26 protein-coding genes, 1 tRNA gene and 2 riboswitches are annotated in these 24,408 nt (G+C 55.3%); of the genes, 15 read left to right on the top strand and 12 right to left on the bottom strand.

Annotation, left to right across the window (positions count from 1 at the left end):
* Window positions 1–2: 2 nt before the first annotated feature.
* The 4 genes from GO984_RS11895 to GO984_RS11880 form a co-directional block, all read right to left on the bottom strand.
* Window positions 3–245, bottom strand: coding sequence for an exodeoxyribonuclease VII small subunit (locus GO984_RS11895; RefSeq protein ID WP_157022741.1), 243 nt, complete (start codon window positions 243–245; stop codon window positions 3–5).
* A complete protein-coding gene (locus tag GO984_RS11890; RefSeq protein WP_157022740.1) occupies window positions 242–1,168 on the bottom strand; it encodes a histone deacetylase family protein in 927 nt (308 codons plus the stop codon). Before GO984_RS11890 ends, GO984_RS11895 begins: the two co-directional genes overlap by 4 nt.
* A 147-nt stretch (window positions 1,169–1,315) precedes the next feature.
* Window positions 1,316–2,017 (bottom strand): response regulator, encoded by a 702-nt coding sequence (locus tag GO984_RS11885; RefSeq protein WP_157022739.1) that lies wholly within the window; start codon window positions 2,015–2,017, stop codon window positions 1,316–1,318.
* Window positions 2,014–2,526: a MarR family winged helix-turn-helix transcriptional regulator gene (locus GO984_RS11880; RefSeq protein WP_157022738.1), complete on the bottom strand. Its 513-nt coding sequence runs from the start codon at window positions 2,524–2,526 to the stop codon at window positions 2,014–2,016. The genes GO984_RS11885 and GO984_RS11880 overlap by 4 nt, the downstream gene beginning before the upstream one ends.
* Window positions 2,527–2,686: 160 nt before the next feature.
* Here GO984_RS11880 and GO984_RS11875 point away from each other — a divergent pair, with 160 nt between their 5' ends.
* Window positions 2,687–3,553: a branched-chain amino acid aminotransferase gene (locus GO984_RS11875; RefSeq protein WP_138162808.1), complete on the top strand. Its 867-nt coding sequence runs from the start codon at window positions 2,687–2,689 to the stop codon at window positions 3,551–3,553.
* A gap of 58 nt (window positions 3,554–3,611) precedes the next feature.
* Here the strand turns inward: GO984_RS11875 and GO984_RS11870 are convergent, their stop codons facing one another.
* Complete coding sequence (locus tag GO984_RS11870; protein WP_209279408.1) at window positions 3,612–4,472, bottom strand: LysR substrate-binding domain-containing protein; 861 nt, start codon at window positions 4,470–4,472, stop codon at window positions 3,612–3,614.
* Between the two features lie 102 nt (window positions 4,473–4,574).
* On the opposite strand from GO984_RS11870, the gene GO984_RS11865 reads away from it, so the two are divergent.
* On the top strand, window positions 4,575–5,273 hold the full coding sequence (locus GO984_RS11865) for an SDR family oxidoreductase (protein ID WP_157022737.1): 699 nt from the start codon (window positions 4,575–4,577) through the stop codon (window positions 5,271–5,273).
* A gap of 62 nt (window positions 5,274–5,335) precedes the next feature.
* Here the strand turns inward: GO984_RS11865 and GO984_RS11860 are convergent, their stop codons facing one another.
* Together GO984_RS11860 and GO984_RS11855 are read right to left on the bottom strand one after the other, a co-directional pair.
* On the bottom strand, window positions 5,336–6,277 hold the full coding sequence (locus GO984_RS11860) for a DMT family transporter (protein ID WP_157022807.1): 942 nt from the start codon (window positions 6,275–6,277) through the stop codon (window positions 5,336–5,338).
* Between the two features lie 279 nt (window positions 6,278–6,556).
* Window positions 6,557–7,195, bottom strand: a complete 639-nt coding sequence (locus GO984_RS11855) for a cation efflux transmembrane domain-containing protein (RefSeq protein WP_157022736.1) — start codon at window positions 7,193–7,195, stop codon at window positions 6,557–6,559.
* A 73-nt stretch (window positions 7,196–7,268) separates the two neighbouring features.
* Between GO984_RS11855 and GO984_RS11850 the strand changes: the two genes are divergently transcribed.
* Complete coding sequence (locus tag GO984_RS11850; RefSeq protein WP_157022735.1) at window positions 7,269–7,685, top strand: MerR family transcriptional regulator; 417 nt, start codon at window positions 7,269–7,271, stop codon at window positions 7,683–7,685.
* A 143-nt stretch (window positions 7,686–7,828) separates the two neighbouring features.
* On the opposite strand, the gene aroC is transcribed toward GO984_RS11850, so the two are convergent.
* A complete protein-coding gene (gene aroC / locus GO984_RS11845) occupies window positions 7,829–8,932 on the bottom strand; it encodes a chorismate synthase (RefSeq protein WP_157022734.1) in 1,104 nt (367 codons plus the stop codon).
* Between the two features lie 218 nt (window positions 8,933–9,150).
* Window positions 9,151–9,257: riboswitch (TPP riboswitch) on the top strand.
* Window positions 9,258–9,288: 31 nt separating this feature from the next.
* Between aroC and thiB the strand changes: the two genes are divergently transcribed.
* The 3 genes from thiB to GO984_RS11830 are packed head-to-tail and all read left to right on the top strand — an operon-like array spanning window position 9,289 to window position 12,477.
* Window positions 9,289–10,266 (top strand): thiamine ABC transporter substrate binding subunit, encoded by a 978-nt coding sequence (thiB, locus tag GO984_RS11840; RefSeq protein WP_157022733.1) that lies wholly within the window; start codon window positions 9,289–9,291, stop codon window positions 10,264–10,266.
* Window positions 10,242–11,798: a thiamine/thiamine pyrophosphate ABC transporter permease ThiP gene (locus tag GO984_RS11835; protein WP_157022732.1), complete on the top strand. Its 1,557-nt coding sequence runs from the start codon at window positions 10,242–10,244 to the stop codon at window positions 11,796–11,798. Before thiB ends, GO984_RS11835 begins: the two co-directional genes overlap by 25 nt.
* Window positions 11,785–12,477: a thiamine ABC transporter ATP-binding protein gene (locus tag GO984_RS11830; RefSeq protein WP_157022731.1), complete on the top strand. Its 693-nt coding sequence runs from the start codon at window positions 11,785–11,787 to the stop codon at window positions 12,475–12,477. Before GO984_RS11835 ends, GO984_RS11830 begins: the two co-directional genes overlap by 14 nt.
* Before the next feature lie 119 nt (window positions 12,478–12,596).
* Here GO984_RS11830 and GO984_RS11825 read toward each other — a convergent pair whose 3' ends face one another.
* Together GO984_RS11825 and GO984_RS11820 are read right to left on the bottom strand one after the other, a co-directional pair.
* Entirely contained in the window at window positions 12,597–13,037 is a 441-nt protein-coding gene (locus GO984_RS11825; RefSeq protein ID WP_157022730.1) for a 6,7-dimethyl-8-ribityllumazine synthase, read from the bottom strand.
* Between the two features lie 75 nt (window positions 13,038–13,112).
* Window positions 13,113–13,259, bottom strand: a riboswitch (FMN riboswitch).
* Between the two features lie 39 nt (window positions 13,260–13,298).
* Window positions 13,299–13,895 (bottom strand): LysE family translocator, encoded by a 597-nt coding sequence (locus tag GO984_RS11820; RefSeq protein ID WP_157022729.1) that lies wholly within the window; start codon window positions 13,893–13,895, stop codon window positions 13,299–13,301.
* 138 nt (window positions 13,896–14,033) lie between these two features.
* Here GO984_RS11820 and GO984_RS11815 point away from each other — a divergent pair, with 138 nt between their 5' ends.
* The 6 genes from GO984_RS11815 to GO984_RS11790 all read left to right on the top strand — a co-directional run bounded on the left by GO984_RS11815 (window position 14,034) and on the right by GO984_RS11790 (window position 19,003).
* Window positions 14,034–14,657, top strand: coding sequence for an FMN-binding negative transcriptional regulator (locus tag GO984_RS11815; RefSeq protein ID WP_157022728.1), 624 nt, complete (start codon window positions 14,034–14,036; stop codon window positions 14,655–14,657).
* 52 nt (window positions 14,658–14,709) lie between these two features.
* Complete coding sequence (locus tag GO984_RS11810) at window positions 14,710–15,417, top strand: SDR family NAD(P)-dependent oxidoreductase (RefSeq protein WP_157022727.1); 708 nt, start codon at window positions 14,710–14,712, stop codon at window positions 15,415–15,417.
* Between the two features lie 64 nt (window positions 15,418–15,481).
* The gene (locus tag GO984_RS11805; RefSeq protein WP_157022726.1) at window positions 15,482–16,084 is read left to right on the top strand and encodes a glutathione S-transferase; all 603 of its coding nucleotides are present in this window, start codon (window positions 15,482–15,484) and stop codon (window positions 16,082–16,084) included.
* A 211-nt stretch (window positions 16,085–16,295) separates the two neighbouring features.
* On the top strand, window positions 16,296–16,856 hold the full coding sequence (gene petA, locus GO984_RS11800; protein WP_167740308.1) for a ubiquinol-cytochrome c reductase iron-sulfur subunit: 561 nt from the start codon (window positions 16,296–16,298) through the stop codon (window positions 16,854–16,856).
* A gap of 11 nt (window positions 16,857–16,867) precedes the next feature.
* The gene (petB, locus tag GO984_RS11795) at window positions 16,868–18,196 is read left to right on the top strand and encodes a cytochrome b (RefSeq protein ID WP_157022724.1); all 1,329 of its coding nucleotides are present in this window, start codon (window positions 16,868–16,870) and stop codon (window positions 18,194–18,196) included.
* 18 nt (window positions 18,197–18,214) lie between these two features.
* A complete protein-coding gene (locus tag GO984_RS11790; protein ID WP_138162823.1) occupies window positions 18,215–19,003 on the top strand; it encodes a cytochrome c1 in 789 nt (262 codons plus the stop codon).
* Between the two features lie 143 nt (window positions 19,004–19,146).
* Here GO984_RS11790 and mtaB read toward each other — a convergent pair whose 3' ends face one another.
* Both mtaB and dapF read right to left on the bottom strand, forming a co-directional pair.
* Window positions 19,147–20,403 (bottom strand): tRNA (N(6)-L-threonylcarbamoyladenosine(37)-C(2))-methylthiotransferase MtaB, encoded by a 1,257-nt coding sequence (gene mtaB / locus GO984_RS11785; RefSeq protein ID WP_157022723.1) that lies wholly within the window; start codon window positions 20,401–20,403, stop codon window positions 19,147–19,149.
* A complete protein-coding gene (dapF, locus tag GO984_RS11780; protein ID WP_425339650.1) occupies window positions 20,400–21,233 on the bottom strand; it encodes a diaminopimelate epimerase in 834 nt (277 codons plus the stop codon). The genes mtaB and dapF overlap by 4 nt, the downstream gene beginning before the upstream one ends.
* A 220-nt stretch (window positions 21,234–21,453) precedes the next feature.
* On the opposite strand from dapF, the gene GO984_RS11775 reads away from it, so the two are divergent.
* From GO984_RS11775 to oppB, 3 genes are all read left to right on the top strand, one after another.
* Window positions 21,454–21,529: transfer RNA gene (locus GO984_RS11775), tRNA-Lys, on the top strand.
* 255 nt (window positions 21,530–21,784) lie between these two features.
* Window positions 21,785–23,413 (top strand): peptide ABC transporter substrate-binding protein, encoded by a 1,629-nt coding sequence (locus tag GO984_RS11770; protein ID WP_157022721.1) that lies wholly within the window; start codon window positions 21,785–21,787, stop codon window positions 23,411–23,413.
* 71 nt (window positions 23,414–23,484) lie between these two features.
* Window positions 23,485–24,408 carry an oligopeptide ABC transporter permease OppB gene (gene oppB / locus GO984_RS11765; RefSeq protein WP_138162834.1) on the top strand — a complete coding sequence of 308 codons (924 nt, stop codon included), beginning with the start codon at window positions 23,485–23,487 and terminating at the stop codon, window positions 24,406–24,408.

Raw genomic sequence — 24,408 nt, 5'->3', positions numbered from 1 at the left:
GCTCAGCCTGCGTCCAGTGGCGTTGTGCCAGTGGCATTGCCATTGGCGTCCAATGTGATTGCAGCGACCTTCTCCTCGGCGCGCTTCAATTCATCTTCACATCGCTTTTTCAATGCTGCACCCCGTTCATAAAGTGCGATCGAATCGTCCAGAGCCACGTCGCCGCGTTCCAACTGGCCAACTACGGTTTCCAACTCCTTCATCGCCAATTCAAAACTCATCTCTTCGACGGGTGTCTGGGTCATGCCGATGCCTTTATCATTTCTGTCACATGTGCCGCGCAGGCGGTGCTCAGCGCGTTCAGATCATACCCACCTTCCAAAGTCGAGACGATACGGCCATCGCACAGGTCTTGCGCTATTTCGCAGAGTTCAGCGGTGAGCCAGGCAAAATCCTGGGTAGACCAGTTGAGATTGGCCAGCGGGTCGTCACGATGAGCGTCGAAGCCAGCTGAAATCACCAACAACTCGGGTTTAAAATCGCGCAGGCGGGGAAAGACCTGTGCTTGATAGAGGGCACGCATTTCACTGCCATCGCTATCAGGTGGCAGAGGGATGTTGAGAACATTTCCATAGGCGCCGTCTTCATCCGCTCGACCTGAACCCGGCCAGAGTGGCATTTGTTGCGAAGTAATCACCAATGCTCGGCGCTCATCCCACAACAAATCTTGGGTTCCATTGCCATGGTGGACATCAAAATCCACCACCGCCACGCGTTTCAGGCCGTGGTGATCCAACGCATGTTTTGCGGCCAAAGCTGCATTTCCAAACAGGCAAAAGCCCATAGATGTGTCGGTTTCGGCGTGGTGGCCAGGCGGGCGAATAGCGGCAAAAGCGTTTTGAACTTCGCCTGCTAACACCATATCTACACCGCGCACTACCGCCCCGGCGGCACGAAATGCTGCATCCAACGAGCCTGGGGACAAAAAAGTGTCACCATCAATGTTGGCCAAGCCTTGGGACGGGAGTGCTGCGCGTAGATTCGCAAGGTAAGATGCCGGGTGGATGCGTAGAATATCATCATCGGCGGCCATTGGCGCAGTGACTCGCATTAGATCCAGAGGTTCCAGTGCATGGAGCACGTGCTCCAATCTGGCCACAGATTCGGGGTGGCCCTCGGGTGCCACATGGGACAGGCAATCGGCATGGGTGATCAAGGCAGTGGTCATGGCAATATCTCAAAGGATGTTTGGCCATGACATTAGGATGCCTAACGGGGCGGCGGCAAGTTGGTGTTTGTCTTTCTTGTGGATGCCCGAAAAGGCGCTGTCGGGCAACTGGAGCGTTTCAGTGGATTGGGGGCAGTAGGTCTGAAATTAGTCAGGGGCAAGCATATATCCGGCACCACGTACCGTTTGCAGGTATTGTGGTTGCTTTGGGTTTGGTTCGATTTTGCGACGCAGTCGGGTGATCTGAACATCCACCGCGCGTTCCTGTGCTTGACCCCTGTCACGACCCAGATCTTCGACCAGTTTGGCACGGCTGACGGCTTCGCCTGGGCAGGTTGAAAAGATTTTCATCAGCTGACTTTCGGTGCCGGTTAGCCGAATAAGCTGGTCGCCTTGCCACATTTCACCACGGTCGATATCATACCGGATCGGTCCCAAATGCAGGACTTTGGGCGCTGCCTCCTGCGCTGAAGTTTCTGGCATACGGCGCAGAATTGCGTTGATCCTGAGTAACAGTTCCTTGGGTTCAAATGGCTTGGCCAGATAGTCATCCGCCCCAGCTTCTAGCCCGGTAATACGGTGTTCGGTTTCACCACGGGCCGTTAACAGCATGATTGGAGTACTGAGAGTCTCGCGCAGGCTGGTTGTCAGCGATATCCCGTCTTCGCCCGGCATCATGACATCCATCACGATTAGATCAAATTCCAAACCGTCCAGTACCCTACGGGCGTGGGCAGCATCCCGGGCAGCAGTTACCAGAAAACCGGCCCGAACTAGAAACTTCTTAAGCAGGTCACGGATCCGCTCATCGTCGTCTACAATCAACAGGTGGGCGTCAAAACCACTCATAAGCCTGCGTCCCGCATTTTGGCATAGGCGCGCCGCATGTCCGAATCCATCATGGCCTCCAATACTCTTTTGAAGCCGTGCACCGCTTCGGGCCCCGCATCCTTGAATGCGGCCCGCATCCTAGCGCGTTGGGCATCCGATAAGGTCGCCTCCAGTGCGTGGCCTGCGTCCGTCAGGAACAGATGCCGCTCGCGCTTGTCGATAGTGCCGACGCGGCTCTCGACCAGGCCATCACCGATCAATGTACGGAGCACCCGATTCAAAGACTGCTTCGTCACGCCTAGAATGGTGAGAAGGTTATTCACGGTGGTACCAGGAGCGCGATTGATAAAGTGGATGGCCCGGTGATGGGCGCGACCATAGGCCATTTCCGTTAGGATGCGGTCAGGGTCAGCCGTAAAGCCGCGATAGGCAAAGAACATTGCCTCAATCCCCTGCCTGAGTTGTTCATCAGTGAGGAATAGCAGGCTTTCACCGCCAAAACTCTGACTTGAACGTCCATCCGACATAACGCGCCCCCATCTTTCAATCGTGCCCAGTTTAAGTCAGCGTTATTGACATTCCAAGAGCGAAGAGGTATCGAATCTCAGTTTTGGCGCAATAATATGTCCTTTTCGGCCCTAATTGACGCAACAAACGAAAAGATGACGATGCTTAGGAGGAAACAGCATGTCGGGATATGATGATCGGGATGGTGTTATCTGGATGGATGGCGAAATGGTTGATTGGCGCGATGCACAGGTGCATGTGCTGTCTCATGCCATGCACTATGCCTCTTCAGTTTTTGAGGGTGAGCGCGCCTATAACGGCAAGATTTTCAAAAGCCGCCTACACTCGGAGCGCCTGATCAAGTCGGCCGAAGCGTTGGATATGCCGATGCAATATTCGGTAGACGATATCGAAGCAGCCAAGGAAGAGGCGCTAAAAGCCAGTGGGCTGCAAGACGCATACGTTCGCGCATTGGTATGGCGTGGATCGGGCGAGGACATGGGGGTCGCTTCGGCCAAGAACCCGGTGCGTATGGCAATCGCGGTTTGGGGTTGGGGGGCCTATTATGGCGACGCTAAAATGCAGGGCGCCAAGTTGGACATCGCAGAGTACCAACGGCCCAGTCCTGCAACCATCCCTGTGCATGCCAAGGCCGCTGGCCTTTACATGATTTGTACGATCTCCAAGCACAAGGCCGAGGCCAAAGGCTGCTCTGATGCGTTGTTCATGGATTACCGCGGCTACGTGGCCGAAGCGACCGGCGCAAATATTTTCTTCGTGAAAGACGGTGAAGTACACACACCGCTGCCGGATTGTTTTTTGAACGGTATCACCCGTCAGACTGTGGTTGGAATGCTCAAGGAGCGCGGCATCACTGTGCACGAACGTCATATCATGCCCGAAGAAATGGCTGGATTTGAACAGTGCTGGTTGACCGGAACTGCAGCCGAAGTAACCCCGGTAGGGCAGATAGGCGACTATACGTTTGAGGTTGGAGAAATGACCCGCGAGATTGCAGAAGCTTATGAGGCGCTGGTAAGGGCCTAATGCTTTGTAAAATCAAGTTTCACGACGGGCGCTAACAAGGCGTCCGTTTTGTTTTCCGTTAATGCGCATCGCTTCTTTGTGTCAGTAGCCAGTTCACAACAGTTTTCCGTGCTTGGTTTGGTACTTTTCTGCGAGGCCAGACAACATAAAAACCCGCGTCTTTTATGGCAGGGCTACGCCAGACTTGTTGCAGAGAGGGGTTGCCCAGAAAAATCTGCGGTACCAGAGCGATCCCCTGACCGTTCATCGCCGCATCCATCGCAAGTGCAGTTTGGTTGAACTGCAATAAGCGTTTTTGCGTAGATAGCCCGGCGTTTCGTAACAACTGGTCCCAGTAATGGTGCCCATCCTGAATGAGCGTGTGCTTGGCTAGATCTTCCAATGTGGGTATTTCACCCAGCGTTAGAGCCACAATTTGGTTTGTGACGGCTACCAGATCCATGTGCGATAAGCATTCAGATTGCAGATCCAGATCGTTGGGGCGCGGACCCAACCGGATCGCCAGATCAATACCATCATGCTTGAAATCACTCAGAGCTTCCTCGGCCAGAATTCGCAGTTCAATGCCCGGATGCGCTGCCTCAAACTCGGGCAAACGCGGAACCAACCATTTGGCGGCAAAAGATGGCGGCACAGACAGTGTTACCTTTTGCTCGGCAGGGGCAAGGCAATTGGTTGCGTTCTCAATCAGCGCCAGCGCTTGGCGCACTGGGCTATGATAGCTGCGGCCAGTATCGGTTAGTGATAATCCACGCGCATGCCGCAGGAACAGTTTGTGCCCAAGATCCGTCTCTAACCGACGTACCTGTTGCGCCACTGCGCCCTGCGTCAAATTCAGTTCTTCGGCAGCCAAGCGAAAATTCAGATGCCGGGCAGCCGCATCAAACATCCGCAGAGAGTTTAAGTTAGGAGGTCGCATTTGAATTGAGCCAATAGTTTTCCTACAGGCTTGCGCGATGAGAGATGATTGGTCAAGTGCGCGGACTGACCCCATCTTACCTATAACAGATAGGAGCAAGTTATGACCAAAGTAGCACTGATTACAGCCGGTGGCAGCGGCATGGGCGCCGATGCAGCACGACATTTGGCAGCAAATGGGTATCAGGTCGCGATTCTCTCTGCCTCGGGTAAGGGGGAGGCGCTGGCGAACGAGCTTGGCGGTGTAGGCGTTACAGGATCAAACCTTGAAACAACCGACCTTCAGGCGCTGGTGGACCTAGCGATGCACCGTTGGGGGCGGATTGATGTGTTGATCAATTCGGCGGGCCACGGACCCAAGGGGGATATCATGGACATCAGTGACGACGACTGGCATTTGGGCATGGATTACTACTTGCTCAACGTGATCCGCCCCAGCCGCTTGGTGGCCCCAATCATGGCAGCACAGGGCAGTGGTTCGATCATAAATATATCGACTTTTGCGGTGTTCGAGCCTGACCCACTATTCCCGACATCGGGTGTATTCCGGGCTGGACTCGCCAGCTTTACAAAATTGTTTGCAGATAAGTTCGCCTCCCAAGGCGTGAGAATGAACAATGTGCTACCCGGCTTTATCGACAGCCTTCCTGAAACTGAGGATCGCAAAGCGCGGATTCCTATGGGGCGATATGGCTCCGCACAGGAAGTATCGGCGCTGATTGCCTATCTGGCCTCTGATGACGCCGCCTATACCACAGGCCAGAATATTCGTATCGACGGCGGGCTAACCCGATCAGTGTGATCCTGAAAGGAGCAGCGCCGTATTGGATGCTGTTCCAACCCAAAACGTCTTATTAGAGCCTGCTAGCCGCCCTTGGGATCCATCATCGGGCGGGCTTTGCCGCGCGCCACTCCTAGGCGGCTCTCGCGCCAGATCACCACTGCATTGCCAGCGATGACTAATGTTGCACCAGCCAGCATCACCAGCGTGGGCAGCTCGGCGAACCAGACATAACCAATGACAATAGCAAACAACATCGAGGTGTAATCATAAGGCGCCAGCATTGATGCGGCAGCAAAGCGGTAGGATGATGTCACCAAAATCTGCGCCACCCCACCGATAAATCCGCTGGCAATCAGCATCAAAAGAATATCCCAGCTTGGCACCTTCCAGCCAAAAGGAAGGGTCAGAAGCGACAAGCCTGTGGCAGTGATCGAAAAATAAAAAACGATGGCAGCCGTGTGTTCGGTTTGAACCAGTTGACGGATGTGAATCTGCACCATGGCGCGCGCAATGGTGGCAATCAGGATCAAAATGGCACCAAGCGTGGCGGTGTCACCGATATCTGCTCCACCACTTAATCGGGGCCAGATCATTATCATCACCCCAGCCAAACCAACGACAACGGCACTGATACGGATCAGGCGAATAGTTTCTCCGAGAAAGATCGCCGCAAGAATCAGGGTGAAAATTGGTGTCGCAAACCCGATGGCAGTGACTTCGGGCAGGGGTAACATACCCAGGCCTGTAAAGGTCAAACCCATCGCAGATGTCCCAAGCACCCCCCGCCAAACATGACCCATTGGATTTTTAGCGATCAAACCGTGGCGCAGTTCGCCGCGCATCATCAGCCAGATTACGATGATCGGAACTGCAAACAGGGAGCGAAAGAACACCGCTTCGCTGGCAGGGACATGGTCAGCGGTGGCTTTGATGATCGCGGCCATGGTGGTGAACAGCCCAATTGCTGTGACCTTAAGTCCAACCGCGAGCAACGGTCGATGCGATGTTAACGACTTTACCATGGCCGCGACCCTGCGCTCCGACGAGGCAAAGATCAATGGGTTGATTTGGATGCCGTGCTGGTGCTGGTACATAAAGATGGGTTGTGATGAACCACGCCAGTCTCCTAATTCATCAGCTGTACTGCGCGTTGCAGCGGGCAGAGTGAAATGTGGTGGTAGCAGTGATACCATCGGCTTGGCACGTTACCTGCCTGGGGTGAGAAAATTATAGGTATAGCGCAAAAGAAAACCCTGCGCGAAGATCACGCAGGGTTGTTTAACTAAGCAACACGGGGCGTTTTAGTGCTGATGGGCCTCCAAAGGGGCTTCCTCCGAGCGCCATTCCCTTATCGCTTGGTTAAGGATCTGGAAAGCAGAGCTGAGGAACAAGCCCGCCATGATCCCGGCAACGATTAGATCTGGCCAGCCCGATGCAGTACCCCAAACCCCAAGCGCCGCGATCATCACCGCGACGTTGCCAATGGCATCATTGCGAGAACACAGCCAGACCGACCGAACATTGGCGTCGCCGTCTTTGTAGCGGGCCAAGATCGCAACTGATGCCAAATTGGCAGCCAACGCCATAAAACCGATCGATCCCATGATTTGTGCCTGTGGGACACCGATGTAAAACACCGAGTATATGGTCGACCCAAACACCCAGAGCCCCATCAGCAATAGGCTGATTCCTTTACCCAGCGCCGCCAATGAGCGGGTGCGTAAGGTGGCGCCGATCACCGCTAGAGAAATGCCATAAGTGAGCGCATCACCAAGGAAGTCCAGTGCGTCCGCCTTAAGCGCCTGACTGCCGGACATTTGCCCAGCACTCATTTCCACCCCAAACATGCCAGCATTGATGGCGATCACCAGCCAAAGCCGTCGTTTGTAGTCGGCCGACACCCCATCAAACTGGGCGTTGTGGTTGCAGCATCCTGCCATTGTCTCTTGTCCTTCGTTCTGATTCGAGGCCAATGTAGTTGCTCTAGCCACTAGAGCTTCAAGAGGTATTTTGATGTACACCATCGGCGCAATGTCCAAGGCCACCGGGGTAAAGGTTCCGACCATCCGATACTACGAAGAGATAGGCCTGCTGGACGAGCCGGGGCGCAATGCGGGTAACCAGCGGCGCTTTGATCAGGCGGGCATGGACGCGCTGGGCTTTATCAAGCATGCGCGTGATTTGGGGTTCAGCTTGGACGACATCCGCGCCCTAATGGGGCTGGACGGGCAACTGGGGGATGACTGTGCCGAGGCCGATCAGATCGCACGTAGCCAGTTAGAAAACGTCCGCGAACGGATCGCCAAGTTAGAACAGTTGGCAAGAGAGCTGGAACGGATCAGCCATCTGTGTGATGGCGGCAACGGGGGGTGTTGCAAAGTGCTGACGGCGCTGGCTGACCACAGCCAGTGCGCCGGGGATCACGGGTGAGAGTTTAGATTAAAAGGGGCGTGCCCGACCTTGGGGAGGTGCAAAGAGCCTTCCCGTGGGGAAGGTCAGGCGCGGCCCGGCGGTGCCGGGCCATGGCAAGATTTCGAAATTTGAGGTTGGCATCGCCCTTTTAGAGCCTAATGTCAGCCAATCGTGCCTTGGTTTTCACCAATCTGTCCGCGATGCAGCAGCAGTTGGTCCAGGATTACACAGGCCATCATCGCTTCTCCTACCGGCACCGCGCGGATGCCGACACAGGGGTCGTGACGGCCCTTGGTGATTACCTCGGCTGGGGAGCCATCTTTGCGGATTGAAGCGCGCGGCGTCAGGATCGACGAGGTTGGTTTTACCGCAAAGCGCACTACCACGTCCTGCCCGGTGGAAATGCCGCCCAGAATGCCGCCCGCATGGTTCGACGAATACACAGGTGCGCCATCATTGCCGCGGAAAATCTCGTCCGCGTTTTCTGAACCCTTCAGCCGGGCCGCATTCATACCTTCGCCAATCTCGACGCCCTTGACCGCGTTGATCGACATCATGGCTGAGGCCAATTCAGTGTCTAACTTGGCATAAATGGGGGCGCCGATACCCGCAGGTACACCACGCGCCACAACCTCGACCACGGCTCCAACCGAGTCATGTTCTTTGCGAAGGCCCTGCAAATAGTCTTCCCACTGCTGCACCGCGTTTGCATCAGGGATCCAGAAATCATTCTTGTCGATGGCGTCCCAGTCGAAGTTGGAACGATCAATGTCCAGCTCGCCCATGGCGACCATGTAGCCTTTGACCTCTAGGTCCGGGGCCAGCAACTTGATCGCCTCGCGGGCAATGCCACCTGCTGCCACACGGGCTGCCGTTTCACGGGCCGAAGACCGCCCGCCACCGCGATAGTCCCGGTTGCCGTATTTCTGGTAATAGGTGATGTCTGCGTGACCGGGACGGAAGGTGTTGACGATGTCGCCATAATCCTTGGAGCGCTGGTCGGTGTTTTCGATCATCAGCTGGATCGGCGTGCCGGTGGTTTTGCCTTCGAACACACCCGACAGGATTTTTACCTCATCCGGTTCGTTGCGCTGGGTCATATTCTTGTTCTGACCCGGGCGGCGCTTGTCCAGCCATTGCTGCAGCATCGTCTCGTCCAGCGGGACGTTAGGCGGGCAGCCATCCACAGTGGCGCCCAGCGCAGGCCCATGGCTTTCGCCCCAGGTGGTGACGCGGAAAAGATGACCAAAGCTATTCATCGACATGGGGTAGGCTCCTTTGCGGGATGTGCTTAGCCGTGTGGCGGCTAGCTCTCAAGGGGTTTTGCACATCTGGGGGTGGGTTGGGGCGCTGCCCCCGCCGTCTGCGACGGCTCCCCCGGGATATTTGTGGCCAGATGAAGGGCGGATCATTCCAGTTTGTCGAAGCGGTAGGGCCTGATTGCGGATGTGCTTGTGTTTGGGTGAGGGGGCGCATAGGTATCGGCCACACCTCGGGGTGCGCAGGCAACTGCGCTGAGATGCCATCAATGGCGGACCCGTTGAACCTGAACCGGCTAACACCGGCGGAGGGAAGGTCTGGGAGCATATCCCCCTTGCCCGTCGCCGCAATGGAGGATGCCATGAAGTATCTTGTGATTGCAGCGGGACTGTTGAGCACAACGGCGGCCTATGCCGACGCACCTGAACTGACCGTTTACACCTATGACAGCTTTGTTTCCGACTGGGGCCCCGGCCCGGCGGTGGAAAAGGCCTTTGAAGAGGTCTGTGGCTGCGACCTGAAACTGGTCGGTGCTGGCGACGGTGCTGCCTTGCTGGCACGCATTAAACTGGAAGGCGAACGCTCGGACGCGGATGTTGTGTTGGGTCTGGACACCAACCTGACCGCCGCCGCAAAGGCTACCGGTCTGTTTGCCGATCATTCGGTCACTGCTGACTACGCGCTGCCTGTGACTTGGACAGACGCAACGTTTGCCCCTTATGACTGGGGCTACTTCTCATTTGTGCACAATGCCGATGCAGCGGCTCCTGCCAACTTCAAAGAGCTGGCCGCAAGCGACAAGAAGATCGTGATCCAGGATCCGCGTTCCTCGACCCCTGGTCTGGGTCTGCTGATGTGGGTCAAGGCGGCCTATGGCGACGAAGCCCCGGCAATCTGGGCTGATCTGGCGGACAACGTTGTCACTGTGACCAAGGGCTGGTCTGAGGCCTATGGCATGTTCCTCGAAGGTGAGGCTGATATGGTGCTGTCTTATACGACTTCGCCAGCCTACCACCTGATTGCCGAAGAAGATTCTTCGAAAGCCGCAGCGGTGTTTGACGAAGGTCACTACATGCAGGTTGAGGTTGCCGGGAAACTGGCTGCCAGCGATCAGTCCGAGCTGGCTGACCAATTCCTGGCGTTCATGGTGTCGGATGTGTTCCAGTCGATCATTCCAACCACCAACTGGATGTACCCAGCCGTGACCCCAGCCGAAGGCCTGCCCAATGGCTTTGAAACTCTGGTTGAGCCGGGCAAGTCCCTGTTGCTGACCGAGGATGAGGCTGCAGCGGTGCGTGATGCCGCGTTGGACGAATGGCTGACTGCGCTCAGCCAATAGGCGCAAGAACCGGGATCGGCGCTGCCCTTGTTGTGGCGGCGCTGATCTTTGGCACGCTTGCCGCGGTTGTCCTGCGCGCTGAACCCGGTCGGGGGCTGGGCAGTGCCGATTGGGCCGCGCTGCGGTTTACCCTGATACAGGCCTGTCTGTCGGCGGGACTGAGCGTGGCGCTGGCCGTTCCGGTGGCGCGAGCCTTGGCGCGACGGCGGTTTGCCGGGCGGCGTCTGTTGATCGCCCTGCTGGGCGCGCCGTTTATCCTCCCCGTTATTGTTGCGATTCTGGGACTGCTGCAGGTCTTTGGCCGAGCTGGGTGGATTAGTGATGGTTTGGCCCTGTTTGGGCTAGAGCCTGTGCAGATCTATGGGCTGCACGGCGTGGTTCTGGCGCATGTTTTCTTTAATTTGCCCCTGGCGACGCGGCTGATCTTGCAGGGGTGGCAGGAAATCCCGGCCGAACGTTTTCGGCTGGCGGCGCAATTGGGCGCCGATGCGCGGGCCACGCGGAACCTGCTGGAATACCCGATGCTGCGCCGTGTGGTCCCCGGCGCTTTGGCAGTGATCTTTGCCATTTGCCTGTCCAGCTTTGCCGTAGCGCTGACATTGGGCGGCGGACCGCGTGCCACCACCATTGAGCTGGCGATCTATCAAGCATTTCGTTTTGATTTTGACCTTGGCCGCGCCGCGATGCTGTCGGGGCTGCAATTGGTGCTGACCGGAGCAGCCGCGCTGGTGGCGGTCAAAGTGGCAGTTGGCGAGGGGTTTGGCACTGGCCTAGACCGCCCTTTGCAGCGTTGGGATGGCAATTCGACCACCTCGCGGGTCTTTGATGGATTTTGGATCCTTCTGGCCGCAGCTTTCCTGCTGTTGCCACTGGCGGCCATTGCCCTGTCCGGCGTGCCCGGTCTGGTTGGCCTCAAGGCCTCGGTTTGGACGGCGGCGCTGAACTCCATCATGGTTGCCACGCTCAGCACCGCTCTGATGTTGATCCTGGCGCTGCCCATGGCAACAGCGGTGGCGCTGGGGCGAGGCACCATGATCGAGGTTGCCGGTATTTTGGGTCTTGCGGCCTCTCCACTTGTGATCGGCACCGGGTTGTTCATCGTGATCTATCCCATCGCCAACCCCTTTGCGCTGGCGCTGCCGGTGACGGCGCTGGTCAATGCCGTGATGGCGCTACCCTTTGCGCTTCGCATTCTGGTGCCCCGCGCCAAATCCGTGGTGGGCCGCTATGGCCGTCTGTCGATGTCGCTGGATATGCGCGGGCTCCCTTTTGTGCGGCGGGTGCTGCTGCCTCGGATGCGGGCGCAGATCGGCTTTTCTGCTGGATTGGCAGCGGCGCTGTCGATGGGGGATCTGGGCGTTGTGGCGCTGTTTGCCGACCCTGAGTTTGCCACACTGCCGTTGCAAGTCTACCGCCTGATGGGGGCATACCGGATGGAGGCAGCCGCCGGTGCGGCATTGCTTTTGCTGGCGCTGTCGATGTCGGCGTTTTGGATTCTAGATCGCGGAGGCCGCTGGCATGCTGAGGCTTGAAAACTGTCTGATTGAAAATGGCGGGTTTTCCCTGCGCGCAGATCTGGAGATTGCGCCGGGCAGCCGGATTGCTGTGATCGGGCCGTCGGGGGCAGGGAAGTCCACCCTGATCGAGGCTCTGGCAGGGTTTCGCTCGCTCTCCAAAGGGGCAGTTTATTGGAAGGGTAAAGACCTAAGCAAGGTCGCGCCGGGCAAGCGGCCGATTGCGATGCTGTTTCAGGATGGTAACCTGTTCCCGCACCTGACTGTGGCGCAGAATGTCGGCTTGGGCATTCACCCCAATCTACGTTTGGACGATGCTCAGCAAGCGAAAGTTAAGGCGGCTCTGGCCCGTGTCGGGCTTGACGGCATGGGAGATCGCAAACCTGCCTCCCTGTCTGGTGGGCAGCAAAGCCGGGTCGCCTTGGCGCGGGTGCTGGTGCAGGGGCGCGATCTGTTGCTGCTGGATGAACCCTTTGCCGCGCTGGGGCCGGCGCTCAAGGCGGAAATGTTGGATTTGGTGGCCGAGTTGCTGGCTGAAAGCGGGGCAACCTTGTTGATGGTCAGCCATGATCCCAGCGATGCCCGCCGCATTGCAGATCAGGTGGTTCTGGTGGCCGATGGGCAGGCCCATCCGTCGATGGAAACGGCGGTCTTGTTGGATAATCCGCCACCAGCGTTGAAGGCTTATCTAGGGTAGCAGGGGGTGAAGCTGAAGCGGTTGAAATGGCTCGCGATGAGCGTTCGTCCGGGTGGGTGCGGAACGCGCCCGCCGTGGGGCGGGCGGACGCGTGCTCGCCGCTTTCGCGACGAGCGAAATTATGCAGCCTTCGCCACTTCGGCCCGAGTTTTGCCGATCATCAGAGCAGCATTGGCTGCCTCGCGCCCTTTTTCGACAAAATGCTCGCAGTAGATGGCATTGTGATGATCGGTTTCCTGATAGTGGTGCGGTGTCAGTGATACTGACAGTACCGGCACCCCGGTGTCCATTCCGGCGCGCATCAATCCGTCAACCACGGCTTGAGCCACAAAATCATGTCGGTAAATACCGCCATCCACAACAAAGGCGGCACAGGCCACGGCGGCATACTGGCCTGTTGCGGCCAGATCCTTAGCCAGCAGCGGCATCTCAAACGCGCCGGGCACGTTATAGACATCAACCTGCTCGGCTGGGATCAGCTGCAAGAAACCTTCGAGTGCGCGATCAACAATATCGGCGTGCCATTGTGCCTTGATAAAGGCATATCGGGTGTGTGTCATGGTTATCTCCTTTGGTACAGACACGTCACCCAAGGCGATAACGAACGATAAGGTGCACCGATGATGCTCCCTTTCGCACGTTCTCTTCCATCCGGACTATGACCGTCGGCTCTGGAATCTCACCAGATCTGCTGACACCCCTAACGACGGGGCCGCTCGCGGGCTTACAGGATGAACCTGCTCACCGCCGGTGGGGAATTTCGCCCCGCCCTGAGAACAAGCGCAATTTGGCAATAGCAGTTGCGGTTTGCAAGGGGGACGTTAGGAAATAAGCATCCACACCGCCACCAGCGCCAGCATACCACCAAACAGCGAATTCAGCCTTCGGGCACTGTCTGGCGATCTGAAATGGCTGGCAATTTGGTCTCCGATCAGGGTCCAGACCGTAAATGCGATAAAGTTGTTCATGGTGAAGACAGTGGTAATCAGCAAGGTCAATAACAGGCGGTTGTCGCTGGACGACGTCAAGAACTGTGAAAACATCAGCGCAATGATGACATAGGCCTTAGGGTTTAACAGCAGCAACATCACCCCATCACTGAAAGAAGCCGGTCGGGCCGTTTCATCACTTTGCAGCATACCTGATCGGAGCAGTTTCCAAGCCAACCAAAATACATACGCTGATCCTGCCCATTTTAAGGCGACGAAAAGTTGTGGGAAGAGGTCAAATGTGGTGACAAAGCCCAACCCGATGGCCGCGGTCACCAGCCATGTTGCCAGATGGTATCCAAAATTCGCGCGCAAAGTTGCCCACAACCCAAACCGGGCGCCATTGGCAGCAAAGAACATATTGCCAGGGCCGGGACTGTAAGCCAACGGAAACAAAAAAACAGCAAGGGTAACGAGTGTTTGGGACATGAACATGATCCTGTTGAGACAAGAGATTGCTATCAGTTGGGCCTTGAGCGGTTCGACCCGGATCCTGCGGAATAGGTGTCGATTGTCGCTTGCCATTGGTGAGAAGGTTTTCAAGAGTGGGCGCAAAAGGAGAGATCAATGCATCCCAATCCGATGTTTCACGATGCTGAAACAGAGCAGAATTTAGATTTTGCGCGTGCCCGTGGTTATGGCGTTTTGGCGATTTCTTGCGAAGGTGCTCCCTTGATCAGCCATGTACCATTCTTGCTGTCACAAGATGGTCAATGGGCGGAACTACACTTGGTGCGTTCAAACCCCATCGTAAAAATGTTGAAAAACGCTTACCCGGCACGAATCGCCGTAAGTGGGCCCGATGGCTACGTCTCACCGGACTGGTATGGGGTTGAGGATCAGGTGCCGACCTGGAACTACGTAGCTGTGCATTTGACGGGGGACCTAGAGCTGCGTCCGGCGGATGAACTGCGTGACCTGTTGGATCGGCAATCCGCATTTTATGAAGCCCAGCTGCTGCCAAAACCACCTTGGTCCACAACTAAGATGGCTCCCGAAACATTAGAGCGGATGATGCGGATGATCGTGCCAGCGCGGATGCGAATCAGAGATGTGGATGGCACTTGGAAATTAAGTCAGAATAAGTCGATTGGTGCGCGTGAGGCTGTAGCGGAGCAAATCAAGGATGGACTTGGCTCTGAACTAGAGACGTTGGCTGTGTTGATGCAGGGCAGAATAACGCAGAGCTAGCATCACCTGACGACGTTGCTATAGCTTTTGCGAATACCAAGGAAGCAACTGTATGAAACTTAGGGATAAAGTGGTTGTTGTAACCGGTGGTAGCGACGGTATTGGCAGGCATATCTGTCTAAAACTGGCTGCCGAAGGTTGTAGAATTGCCATTCTTGGACGCAATAGCGCCCGGCTGGACCAGGTCGTTGCAGAATCGCTGGCGCTAGGCGCAGCAGAGGCACGCGCATATTCTGTGGATTTTATGGATGCTCATGCGCTCGCACACACTGCGCATCTCATCGAAAGCGATTTAGGCGGCGTTGATATTTTGATCAATAACGCAGGAGTATGGCATAAGGCAGGGCCGCTGGATTCCATTGACGCCGACATGTTGGTGACGACAGTTCAGACCAATTTGATCGCCTTGATGCAGCTAACCAGACATCTCCTTCCCTCATTGCGAACCCGAGAAGAAGCCGCAATTCTCAACGTAGCTTCCAAGTCTGGCGTCGTCGCACAGGCTGGACAGTCAGTTTATTCTGCCACTAAATTTGGCGTGCGTGGCTTTACTGACGTGCTGAAGGAAGACGAATCCGAAAGTGGCGTTCGGGTTGCCGGGTTGTATCAGAGCGGCACCAACACAGGGATGTTTGCCAAAGCTGGTGAAGATGTTCCCAACCATATTTTTACCGAACCCGAAGATTTGGCTGATGTGGTTGTGTTTATGTTGTCTCGGCCTGCCAAGTTATGGATGCACGACGTGCGCGTCGAGCTTTAGTCAGCTCAAATCATCTTCCCTTTGCCTGCCAGTTACCTACTGTGCGGGCAAAGAGGAGAATGATATGAAGCTTATTTACGCCCCAACATCGCCATTTGTCCGCAAAGTTATGGTGCTGTTACATGAAACAGGCCAACTCGACGATGTGGACATCCAATCGGTGGCCACCACACCGCTGGCAACAGCGGATGAGGTGAAATCTGCCAATCCACTTGGGAAAATTCCCGCGCTGCAACGAGACGACGGCCCTACGTTATATGACAGTCGGGTGATTTGTGCCTATCTGGATGACCGCGCAAAAAGCGGTTTGTATGCGGGTGGTTGGGATAGCAGGGTGCTTGAAGCGACCGCAGACGGAATTATGGATGCAGCTGTTTCTGCCACCTATGAGCGGAGGATGCGTCCCGAGGATAAGCAATGGGACGATTGGGAAACAGCGCAGTTGGGTAAAGTGGCCGGTGGCTGCGCCGCGCTGAATGCGCGCTGGATGAGCCACTTAAAAGGGCCGTTCGACATAGGCCACATCGCTGTTGGTTGTGCGTTGGGTTATGTTGATTTTCGACACCCAGACAGCAATTGGCGTCAAGGCAACGAAGCATTGGCGGATTGGTTCAAAGGGTTCGAATCACGTCCCAGTATGTTGGCAACGCAACCTCCAGCCGGATAGCGCAGAGCCTTGAATGACGGGCCGCGCACCCAATATCTATGTAGCTTTGCGACCGCTGCCTGTCAGAAACATGTCTATGCGGCCTTTTGCGCGTCTATGATAGCTGGACGTAAGCCATTCTCATCGGTACATACCCGCCTGAGCCACCACGAATTTTCGCGGTGCATGCGCATGTTTGCCCGAAACGGGCGCTGGAATTGGAGAAAACCTCGTGTCCCACGCAGAAGACAACGAAGGCACCCGGAGAGACTTCCTCTATTACGCCACCGGTGGCGCTGGGGTCGTCGCTACAGGGGCGGCCGTTTGGCCGCTGGTAAATCAAATGAACCCCTCGGCTGATGTTCAGGCCTTGTCGTCGATCATCATCGATATCAGTGGCGTCGAAGTCGGCACGCAGATTTCGGTGATGTTCCTGGGTAAGCCGGTGTTTATTCGCCGTCGTACCGAGAAAGAGATCGCTGAGGCGCGCGCCGTCGAACTGGACGATTTGCCGGATCAGCTGGACCGTAACGCCAACAAGCCTGGCTTGGACGCGTCTGACGAAAACCGCACCATGGATGAAGCTGGCGAATGGCTGGTGATGATGGGCGTTTGTACCCACCTGGGCTGTGTGCCTTTGGGTGATGGTGCTGGCGATTTTGATGGCTGGTTCTGCCCATGCCACGGGTCGCACTACGACACATCTGGCCGTATCCGTAAGGGACCCGCACCTGAGAACCTCCCGGTTCCAGTCGCTGTGTTCCTCGACGAAACAACGATCAAACTGGGATAAGGAAACCTTTTATGTCCGGAATTCCGCACGATCATTACGAACCCAAAACTGGTGGTGAAAAGTGGCTGCACAGCCGCCTGCCAATTGTTGGGTTGCTGTATGACACAATCATGATTCCCACGCCCAAGAACCTCAACTGGTGGTGGATCTGGGGCATTGTACTGGCGTTCTGCCTGGTGCTGCAAATTATCACAGGCATCGTTCTGGCGATGCATTACACACCGCATGTTGACCTGGCCTTTGCCAGTGTTGAACACATCATGCGTGACGTGAATGGCGGCTTTATGTTGCGCTACGTGCACATGAACGGCGCCTCGTTGTTCTTTGTCGCGGTCTATATCCACATGTTCCGTGGGTTGTTCTACGGCTCATACAAGGCCCCACGTGAAATCACCTGGATTGTCGGCATGCTGATCTTCCTGATGATGATGGGCACCGGCTTTATGGGCTACGTCCTGCCTTGGGGGCAGATGTCGTTCTGGGGTGCAACCGTGATCACCGGCCTGTTTGGCGCGATTCCCTTTATTGGCGAAGCGTTGCAAACTTGGCTGCTGGGCGGACCTGCAGTTGGAAACGCCACGCTGAACCGCTTCTTTTCGTTGCACTACCTGCTGCCATTTGTGATTGCTGCTCTGGTGATTGTTCACATTTGGGCGTTCCACACTACCGGCAACAACAACCCATCGGGTGTTGATGTCCGTAAAGGATCGAAAGAAGAAGCCAAGAAAGACACTCTGCCGTTCTGGCCTTACTTCGTGATCAAAGACGTGTTTGCGCTGGTTGTTGTGTTGGTCGTGTTTTGGGCGATTGTTGGCTTTATGCCAAACTACCTGGGTCACCCTGATAACTACATCGAAGCAAACGCGCTTGTGACACCTGCACACATCGTTCCTGAATGGTACTTCCTGCCGTTCTACGCGATCCTGCGGGCTTTCACCGCCGAAGTTTGGGTTGTTCAGTTCACCTCGTTCATCACTGGTGGCATCATCGACGCCAAGTTCTTTGGTGTGATGGCAATGTTTGGTGCGATCGCTGTGATGGCTTTGGTGCCTTGGCTGGACACATCCCGTGTACGTTCGGGTACTTACCGTCCGATGTTCAAATGGTGGTTCTACCTGCTGATCGTCGACTTCTTTGCCCTGATGTGGCTGGGTGCGATGCCTGCGGAAGAACCTTATGCGAGCTTCTCACTGATCGCTTCGGCTTACTGGTTTGGGTACTTCCTGGTGATCCTGCCGCTGTTGGGTGTCATCGAAAAACCAACTGCCATTCCTGCGACCATCGAAGAAGATTTTGATGCGCATTATGGCAAGGCGTCCGACGCCAAAGCTGCCGAATAAGAAAAGGGACCGGAAACTATGTTGAAGAAACTTGTAATCGGTGCCGCTCTTGCTCTGACTCCTGTTGCCGCAATGGCAGCAGGGGGCGGCGACCAGCACATCGAGGATTTTGCGTTCTCGTTCGAAGGTCCGTTTGGCACCTACGACCAAAACCAGCTGCAGCGCGGCTTGCAGATCTACACCGAGGTTTGTGCAGCCTGTCACGGGCTGAAGTTTGTTCCTATCCGCACATTGTCGGACGAGGGTGGACCACACATGCCAGAAGATCAGGTGCGCGCCTACGCAGCTGAATACTTCTCGGTTTATGATTCCGTAGAAGATGAAGATCGTCCGGCAACTCCGGTGGACAATTTCCCAGCGAATACGAATGCTGGTGCACCTGATTTGAGCCTGATGGCCAAAGCGCGAGCAGGTTTCCACGGTCCTTATGGATCGGGTATGAACCAGTTGTTCAAGGGCATGGGCGGTGCTGAGTACATTGCATCATTGCTAGACGGCTATACTGGTGAAGAGAAAGAGGAAGCAGGGACTACCCTGTATGAAAACACCGCTTTCCCTGGTGGCTGGATTTCGATGGCACCACCACTGTCGGACGAACTCGTTGAGTTCAGTGACGGTCATGCTAACGACGTACGCGCTATGTCTCAGGACGTTGCGGCCTTCCTGATGTGGACGGCTGAGCCCAAGATGATGGCGCGCCAGCAGGCTGGTTTTGTTGGTGTGCTGATCCTGACCATCCTGTCGGTTCTGCTGTACCTGACCAACAAGCGCATCTGGGCGCCGGTCAAGGGCCGCAAAGACAGCTAAACGCTGGTTGGATAGAAAATCAAAAACCCCCGTGCATCTGCACGGGGGTTTTTCTTTGTGGTGCAGTACAACGGGGGCCAGCCCCCAGCGCTGTGCGCTTCCCCCGGAGTATTTTTTAGCAAAAAGAAACCACTTAGATTTGCTCAGGCCGTCAGCTGGTTGCCGTCAATCCCAGTGATCAACGCCGAGACAATCTGCCCTTCGGCTTGGGGGGTGGCAAACGTCACTTCGGTAAACTGCTCGGTGCGGCCCATATGTGGGTTTTCCATCAGGATGTGATGGGTTTTGTTTAACTGTGCTTGCAAGTGACGCTGGACCTGTGCGTCGCCGGCAGTACGCAGACGGGCGGCGCGATCCTTGATGACGTTGCCATTGATCTGGCTGGGGATCTTGGCCGCCGGCGTGCCGGTCCGTTTGGAATAGGGGAACACATGCAGCCAAGTTAGGTCGCATTCGGTGATCAGTTTCAGCGAGTTTTCAAAATGCGCTTCGGTCTCTGTTGGAAAGCCGGCAATGATATCGGCACCAAAGGTCATGTCGGGGCGCAGTTTTTGGGCCTCTTCGGCGAACCGGATGGCATCGTCGCGCAGGTGGCGGCGCTTCATCCGTTTCAGGATCAGATCATCGCCATGCTGCAGCGACAGGTGTAGATGTGGCATCAGGCGCGGTTCGGTGGCGATGGCCATCATCAGGTTCTCGTCCACCTCGATCGAATCGATGGAAGAGATCCGCAAACGGGGCAGGTCGGGCACCAACCTCAGGATCCGCATCACCAGATCACCCAGCTTGGGCGCCGCAGGCAGGTCAGCCCCCCAGGAGGTCAGATCAACCCCGGTCAGCACCACCTCGTTATAGCCGCGATCGACCAATCGTTTGATTTGATCCACTACCACTCCGGCTGGCACTGAACGTGAATTACCACGGCCATAGGGGATGATGCAAAATGTACAACGATGGTCGCAGCCATTTTGAACCTGAACATAGGCGCGGCTGCGGGTGCCAAAGCCGTCAATCAGATGGCCAGCGGTTTCCGTGACCGACATGATGTCATCAACCTGAACCGCTTCGCTCTCGCCGATGAAATCCGCTGCCATGCCGGTCCAGGTTTCCGGCTGCATCTTCTCGGTGTTGCCGATGACGGCGTCGACCTCTTCCATTTTGGTAAAGGTCTCTGGTTCGGTCTGTGCCGCACAGCCGGTTACGATCAACCGTGCGTCGGGGTTTTCGCGGCGTAACTTGCGAATTTCCTGCCGGGCCTTACGCACAGCCTCGGCTGTCACGGCGCAGGTGTTGACCACTACGGCGTTTTCCAGACCTGCTTGCTGCGACAGCTCTTTCATTGCCTCGGTTTCATAAGCATTCAACCGGCAGCCGAGAGTGGTGAATTTGGGAACGCTCATCTCAGGCTAGCCAGAAATTCAGATGTAAAAACACCGTTAGCCACATGCATTGTTTTTCCGGTCATCCAGACACCATCCTCGCGCCAATCGATCCACAAGGTGCCACCATCCAGTTCGATCTGAACCTTGCGACCGGTTAGCCCACGGCGGGCCGCAGCAACGGCCGTTGCACAGGAGGACGAGCCGGAGGCCAGCGTAATACCTACGCCACGCTCCCAGACCCGCATACGTAGGTGGTCAGGGGCGACCAGTTGAGCCACCTGCACATTGGTGCGTTCCGGGTACAAAGGGTGGTGTTCCAAACGGCCACCAAACTCCTCTAACCGGACCTGCTCGGCATCCTCGACGAAAAAGGTACAGTGCGGATTACCCATGCCGGTTGCCGTCGGAGCACCCTCGATTGGTAGTTCCAATGTGTCCATCTCTTCGGCCAGCGGGATTTCATTCCATAGCAACTGCGGATGCCCCATGTTGACCGAAGTTAGCCCACGTCCCGCATCGCGCGCGAACAGATCACCTCGATCTGTGGTCAAGTGTAATTCGGCCTTGTCACTTTCATCCATTAGCCACCGGGCAATGCAGCGAGTGGCATTGCCGCAGGCCGCAGAAGTTGATCCGTCGGCATTGTAAAAAGTCAGGTGCGCGTCCGCAGTCCCGTTTTCAATCACCGTCAGCTGATCAAAGCCCATCCCAAACTGACGGTGGGCGATTCCCCGTGCCAAGGCAGGAGTAATTTCGACAGGATGCAAGCGTGCATCAACAACGACGAAGTCGTTGCCCAGCCCATGCATCTTCATAAACGGCAATCCGGAGGAGGTTTTGGTGTTCATGTCGGCCATATAACCCTGCCCAAAGAATGAATCCACCCTTGGGCCAAGAAAGTTGAAAAAAGCTCTTGACCGTCTGGCAAGCTGGCCCTAGAGAGAGCGCCTATCGGGACGGTGTGAATGACAAGTTCAAACGGTCGCGAAGCAAATTAAGTTCTTGATCTTCTTCGATCATTCAGCTTAAAGAGCGACACAGAAGCGATCAGATCGCTTCGAAGAAAGTGGGCCGTTAGCTCAGTTGGTAGAGCAACTGACTTTTAATCAGTAGGTCGATGGTTCGAGCCCATCACGGCTCACCACTTTTAAAAGGCTTAGGCGGAAACGCCTGAGCCTTTCTCAGTTTGGCTCACAAAAACTTTGTTCACCCTTTTTGTAGATACTCAACATGCGCTGCCTAACAGCGCCGTATCTGGTTTTTCAATAAGTCATTCAAACTGTGGTTGTTTGATAGTTGTGGATATTGGCTGCAAAATGAGTCTAAGCTCGGATAGTGGTGCGTAATGCGACCCATTTTCAGAGGTTGCACGACACTTCTTACATCAGGGAGTACAATCATGAATAAGCAAACACGCCTATTAATTGCCAGCTTTCTATCAAGTACATTCATCACCGGGGCTGCATTTGCAGCAGGTGTTCACCCAACGACGGGTGAGGCATTGGCTGATGATCAAACTTTTACTTATCGTATTCTGGACGAACACAGCTCGGTTGATCCGCAAGTGGTCGAAGATGTTTCTGGTGCAGAAATTGTACGGGACCTGTTTGAAGGCCTGATGAATCAGGATCGGGATGGAAATCTGGTGCCGGGTGTGGCCACAGGGTTCACCACTAATGACACAAAAGATGTCTATACCTTTACACTGAGAGATACGGCCAAGTGGTCCAATGGTGACCCGGTGATTGCCAGCGATTTCGTTTTTGCTTGGAAGCGCGCTGTCGATCCTGAACTGTCGTCGCCTTATGCTTGGTTCGTCCAGTTGATGTCGATCGAGAATGCGGGTGCAATCATAGCTGGGGAAACGGCAGTGGATGAGCTGGGAGTCACAGCAATTGATGATCATACACTGGAAGTACGCCTGTCCGCACCTCTCCCATACTTTGCTCAGATGACCACACACGCCACTACGTTCCCGGCCCCCCAAAAGGTGATCGAGGCTCATGGCGATGCCTGGACGAAGCCTGAAAACATTGTCTCGAACGGGGCTTACGTTTTGACCGAGCATCTGCCTCAGGAACGGTCAGTACGTGAGCGGAACGCGATGTACTGGGATAATGAAAGCACCATTGTGGACAAGGTTGTAGCGCTGGTCATCAACGACGAAAATGTAGCTCTGACACGCTATTTAGCGGGTGAGCTTGACCGAACTGAAGTGCCTGCAGGACAGTTCCCGAGATTGCAAAAGGAACACCCTGCTGAAGCCATCAGCTTTCCACGCCTGTGCAACTATTACTACACATTCAATCTGTCCGAAGATGGTCCAGAGGCATTCAAGGATCCACGCGTTCGCCAAGCGCTTTCTTTGGCGGTTGATCGCAAGATCATAACCGAGAAAATCCTCGCTGGTGGACAGCCAGAGGCATACACCTTTGCCCCGGAGGCCACAGCTGGATTTACTGTGCCGGAGGTCGAAATGTCCGCCATGACACAGGCAGAGAGGGATTCGCTGGCTAAGGAACTCTTGGCAGAGGCTGGGTATGGCCCGGATAACCCTCTGACTTTCAACATGATCTACAACACATCTGAATCGCACAAGAAGATCGCTGTCGCGTTGGGGCAGATGTGGAAACAGAAGTTAGGTGTACAAACCGACCTTGGTAACTTGGAGTGGAAGGTCTTCCTAGAAACACGTGGCAATCAAGACTTTGATCTGGCGCGTGGGGCTTGGTGTGGCGACTATAATGAGGCATCGACCTTCCTTGATCTGCTGCAATCCGACTCTGGATACAACGATGGTAAATTCCAAAACACCCGCGTTGATGAACTGTTGGCATCGGCCAAGATCGCAAGTGATACCACCAAGATCTATACTGAAGTCGAACAGATTCTTGCGCAAGAGTCGCCGATTATTCCGATCTATCACTATGCCGGTGTTTATATGATGGACAGCGATGTCGGAAACTGGCCTGTCGATAACGTCGAGCAGAACTGGTACTCAAAGAACCTCTACAAAATTGCAGAATGATCGCGTGATCTTCTAACGCCGCCCTGCCCCTGATCTTGGGGGCGGGGTTTCCGTTCTGACTGAGGTCTCGAATGATCGCCTATATTATCCGGCGTCTCCTTGTCGCCATCCCGACTATACTTGTTTTAATCATAGCATCCTTCTTTTTGATGCACTTTGCGCCGGGTGGTCCGTTCACCTCAGAGCGTCCACTGCCACCACAGGTGCTTGCCAATATCGAAGCACGATATGGTTTGGATCAACCGTTGTGGAAGCAGCTGTATGATTATCTCTTCAACATTATCTTTCACTTTGATTTTGGCCCGTCCTTCAAGTTCAAAGATCGCGATGTAAATGACATCATTGCGCAGGGCTTTCCGATCTCGCTCACTTATGGTGCTCTATCGTTTCTCGCGGCTTCTGTTGTTGGGATTTCCTTAGGGATTGCCGCAGCCATCCGGCACAATACATGGATCGACTACGTTGCTGTGGGGCTGGGTATCGCCGCGCAGGCGTTGCCAAATTTCATTATGGGGCCAATTCTGATTCTGACGTTTACCCTGTGGCTTGGGTTGTTACCGGGCGGAGGTTGGAATGGGGGGCAGTGGCAATACCTGATCATGCCAGTGATCGCCCTGTCTACATCCTACATGGGATCGATTGCCCGGATCACCCGCAGTTCGATGCTTGAGGTGCTGAATTCGAACTTCATACGCACAGCACGGGCCAAAGGGCTTCCAACTCGCAGTGTAATCTGGCGGCATGCCCTGAAACCTACCTTGTTGCCTGTGGTGTCATACCTCGGGCCGGTTTTTGTTTACGTTCTGACCGGCTCGGTCTTTGTCGACATCTATTTTTCCACCGGCGGTTTGGGGCAGGCATACGTTGGCTCAGCCTTGTCGCGCGACTACGCAGTGCTATTGGGAGTCACGATTTTGTACGGTACTCTTACCGTAGTTGTGAACCTTTTGACCGACCTGGCTTATGCCTGGTTCGATCCCAAGATCCGATATTAA

The sequence above is a fragment of the Parasedimentitalea huanghaiensis genome (genome assembly GCF_009753675.1).
Lineage (GTDB): Bacteria > Pseudomonadota > Alphaproteobacteria > Rhodobacterales > Rhodobacteraceae > Parasedimentitalea > Parasedimentitalea huanghaiensis.
The sequence above is the reverse complement of the archived record's forward strand: the minus strand, read 5'-3'. Positions and strand labels throughout refer to the sequence as shown.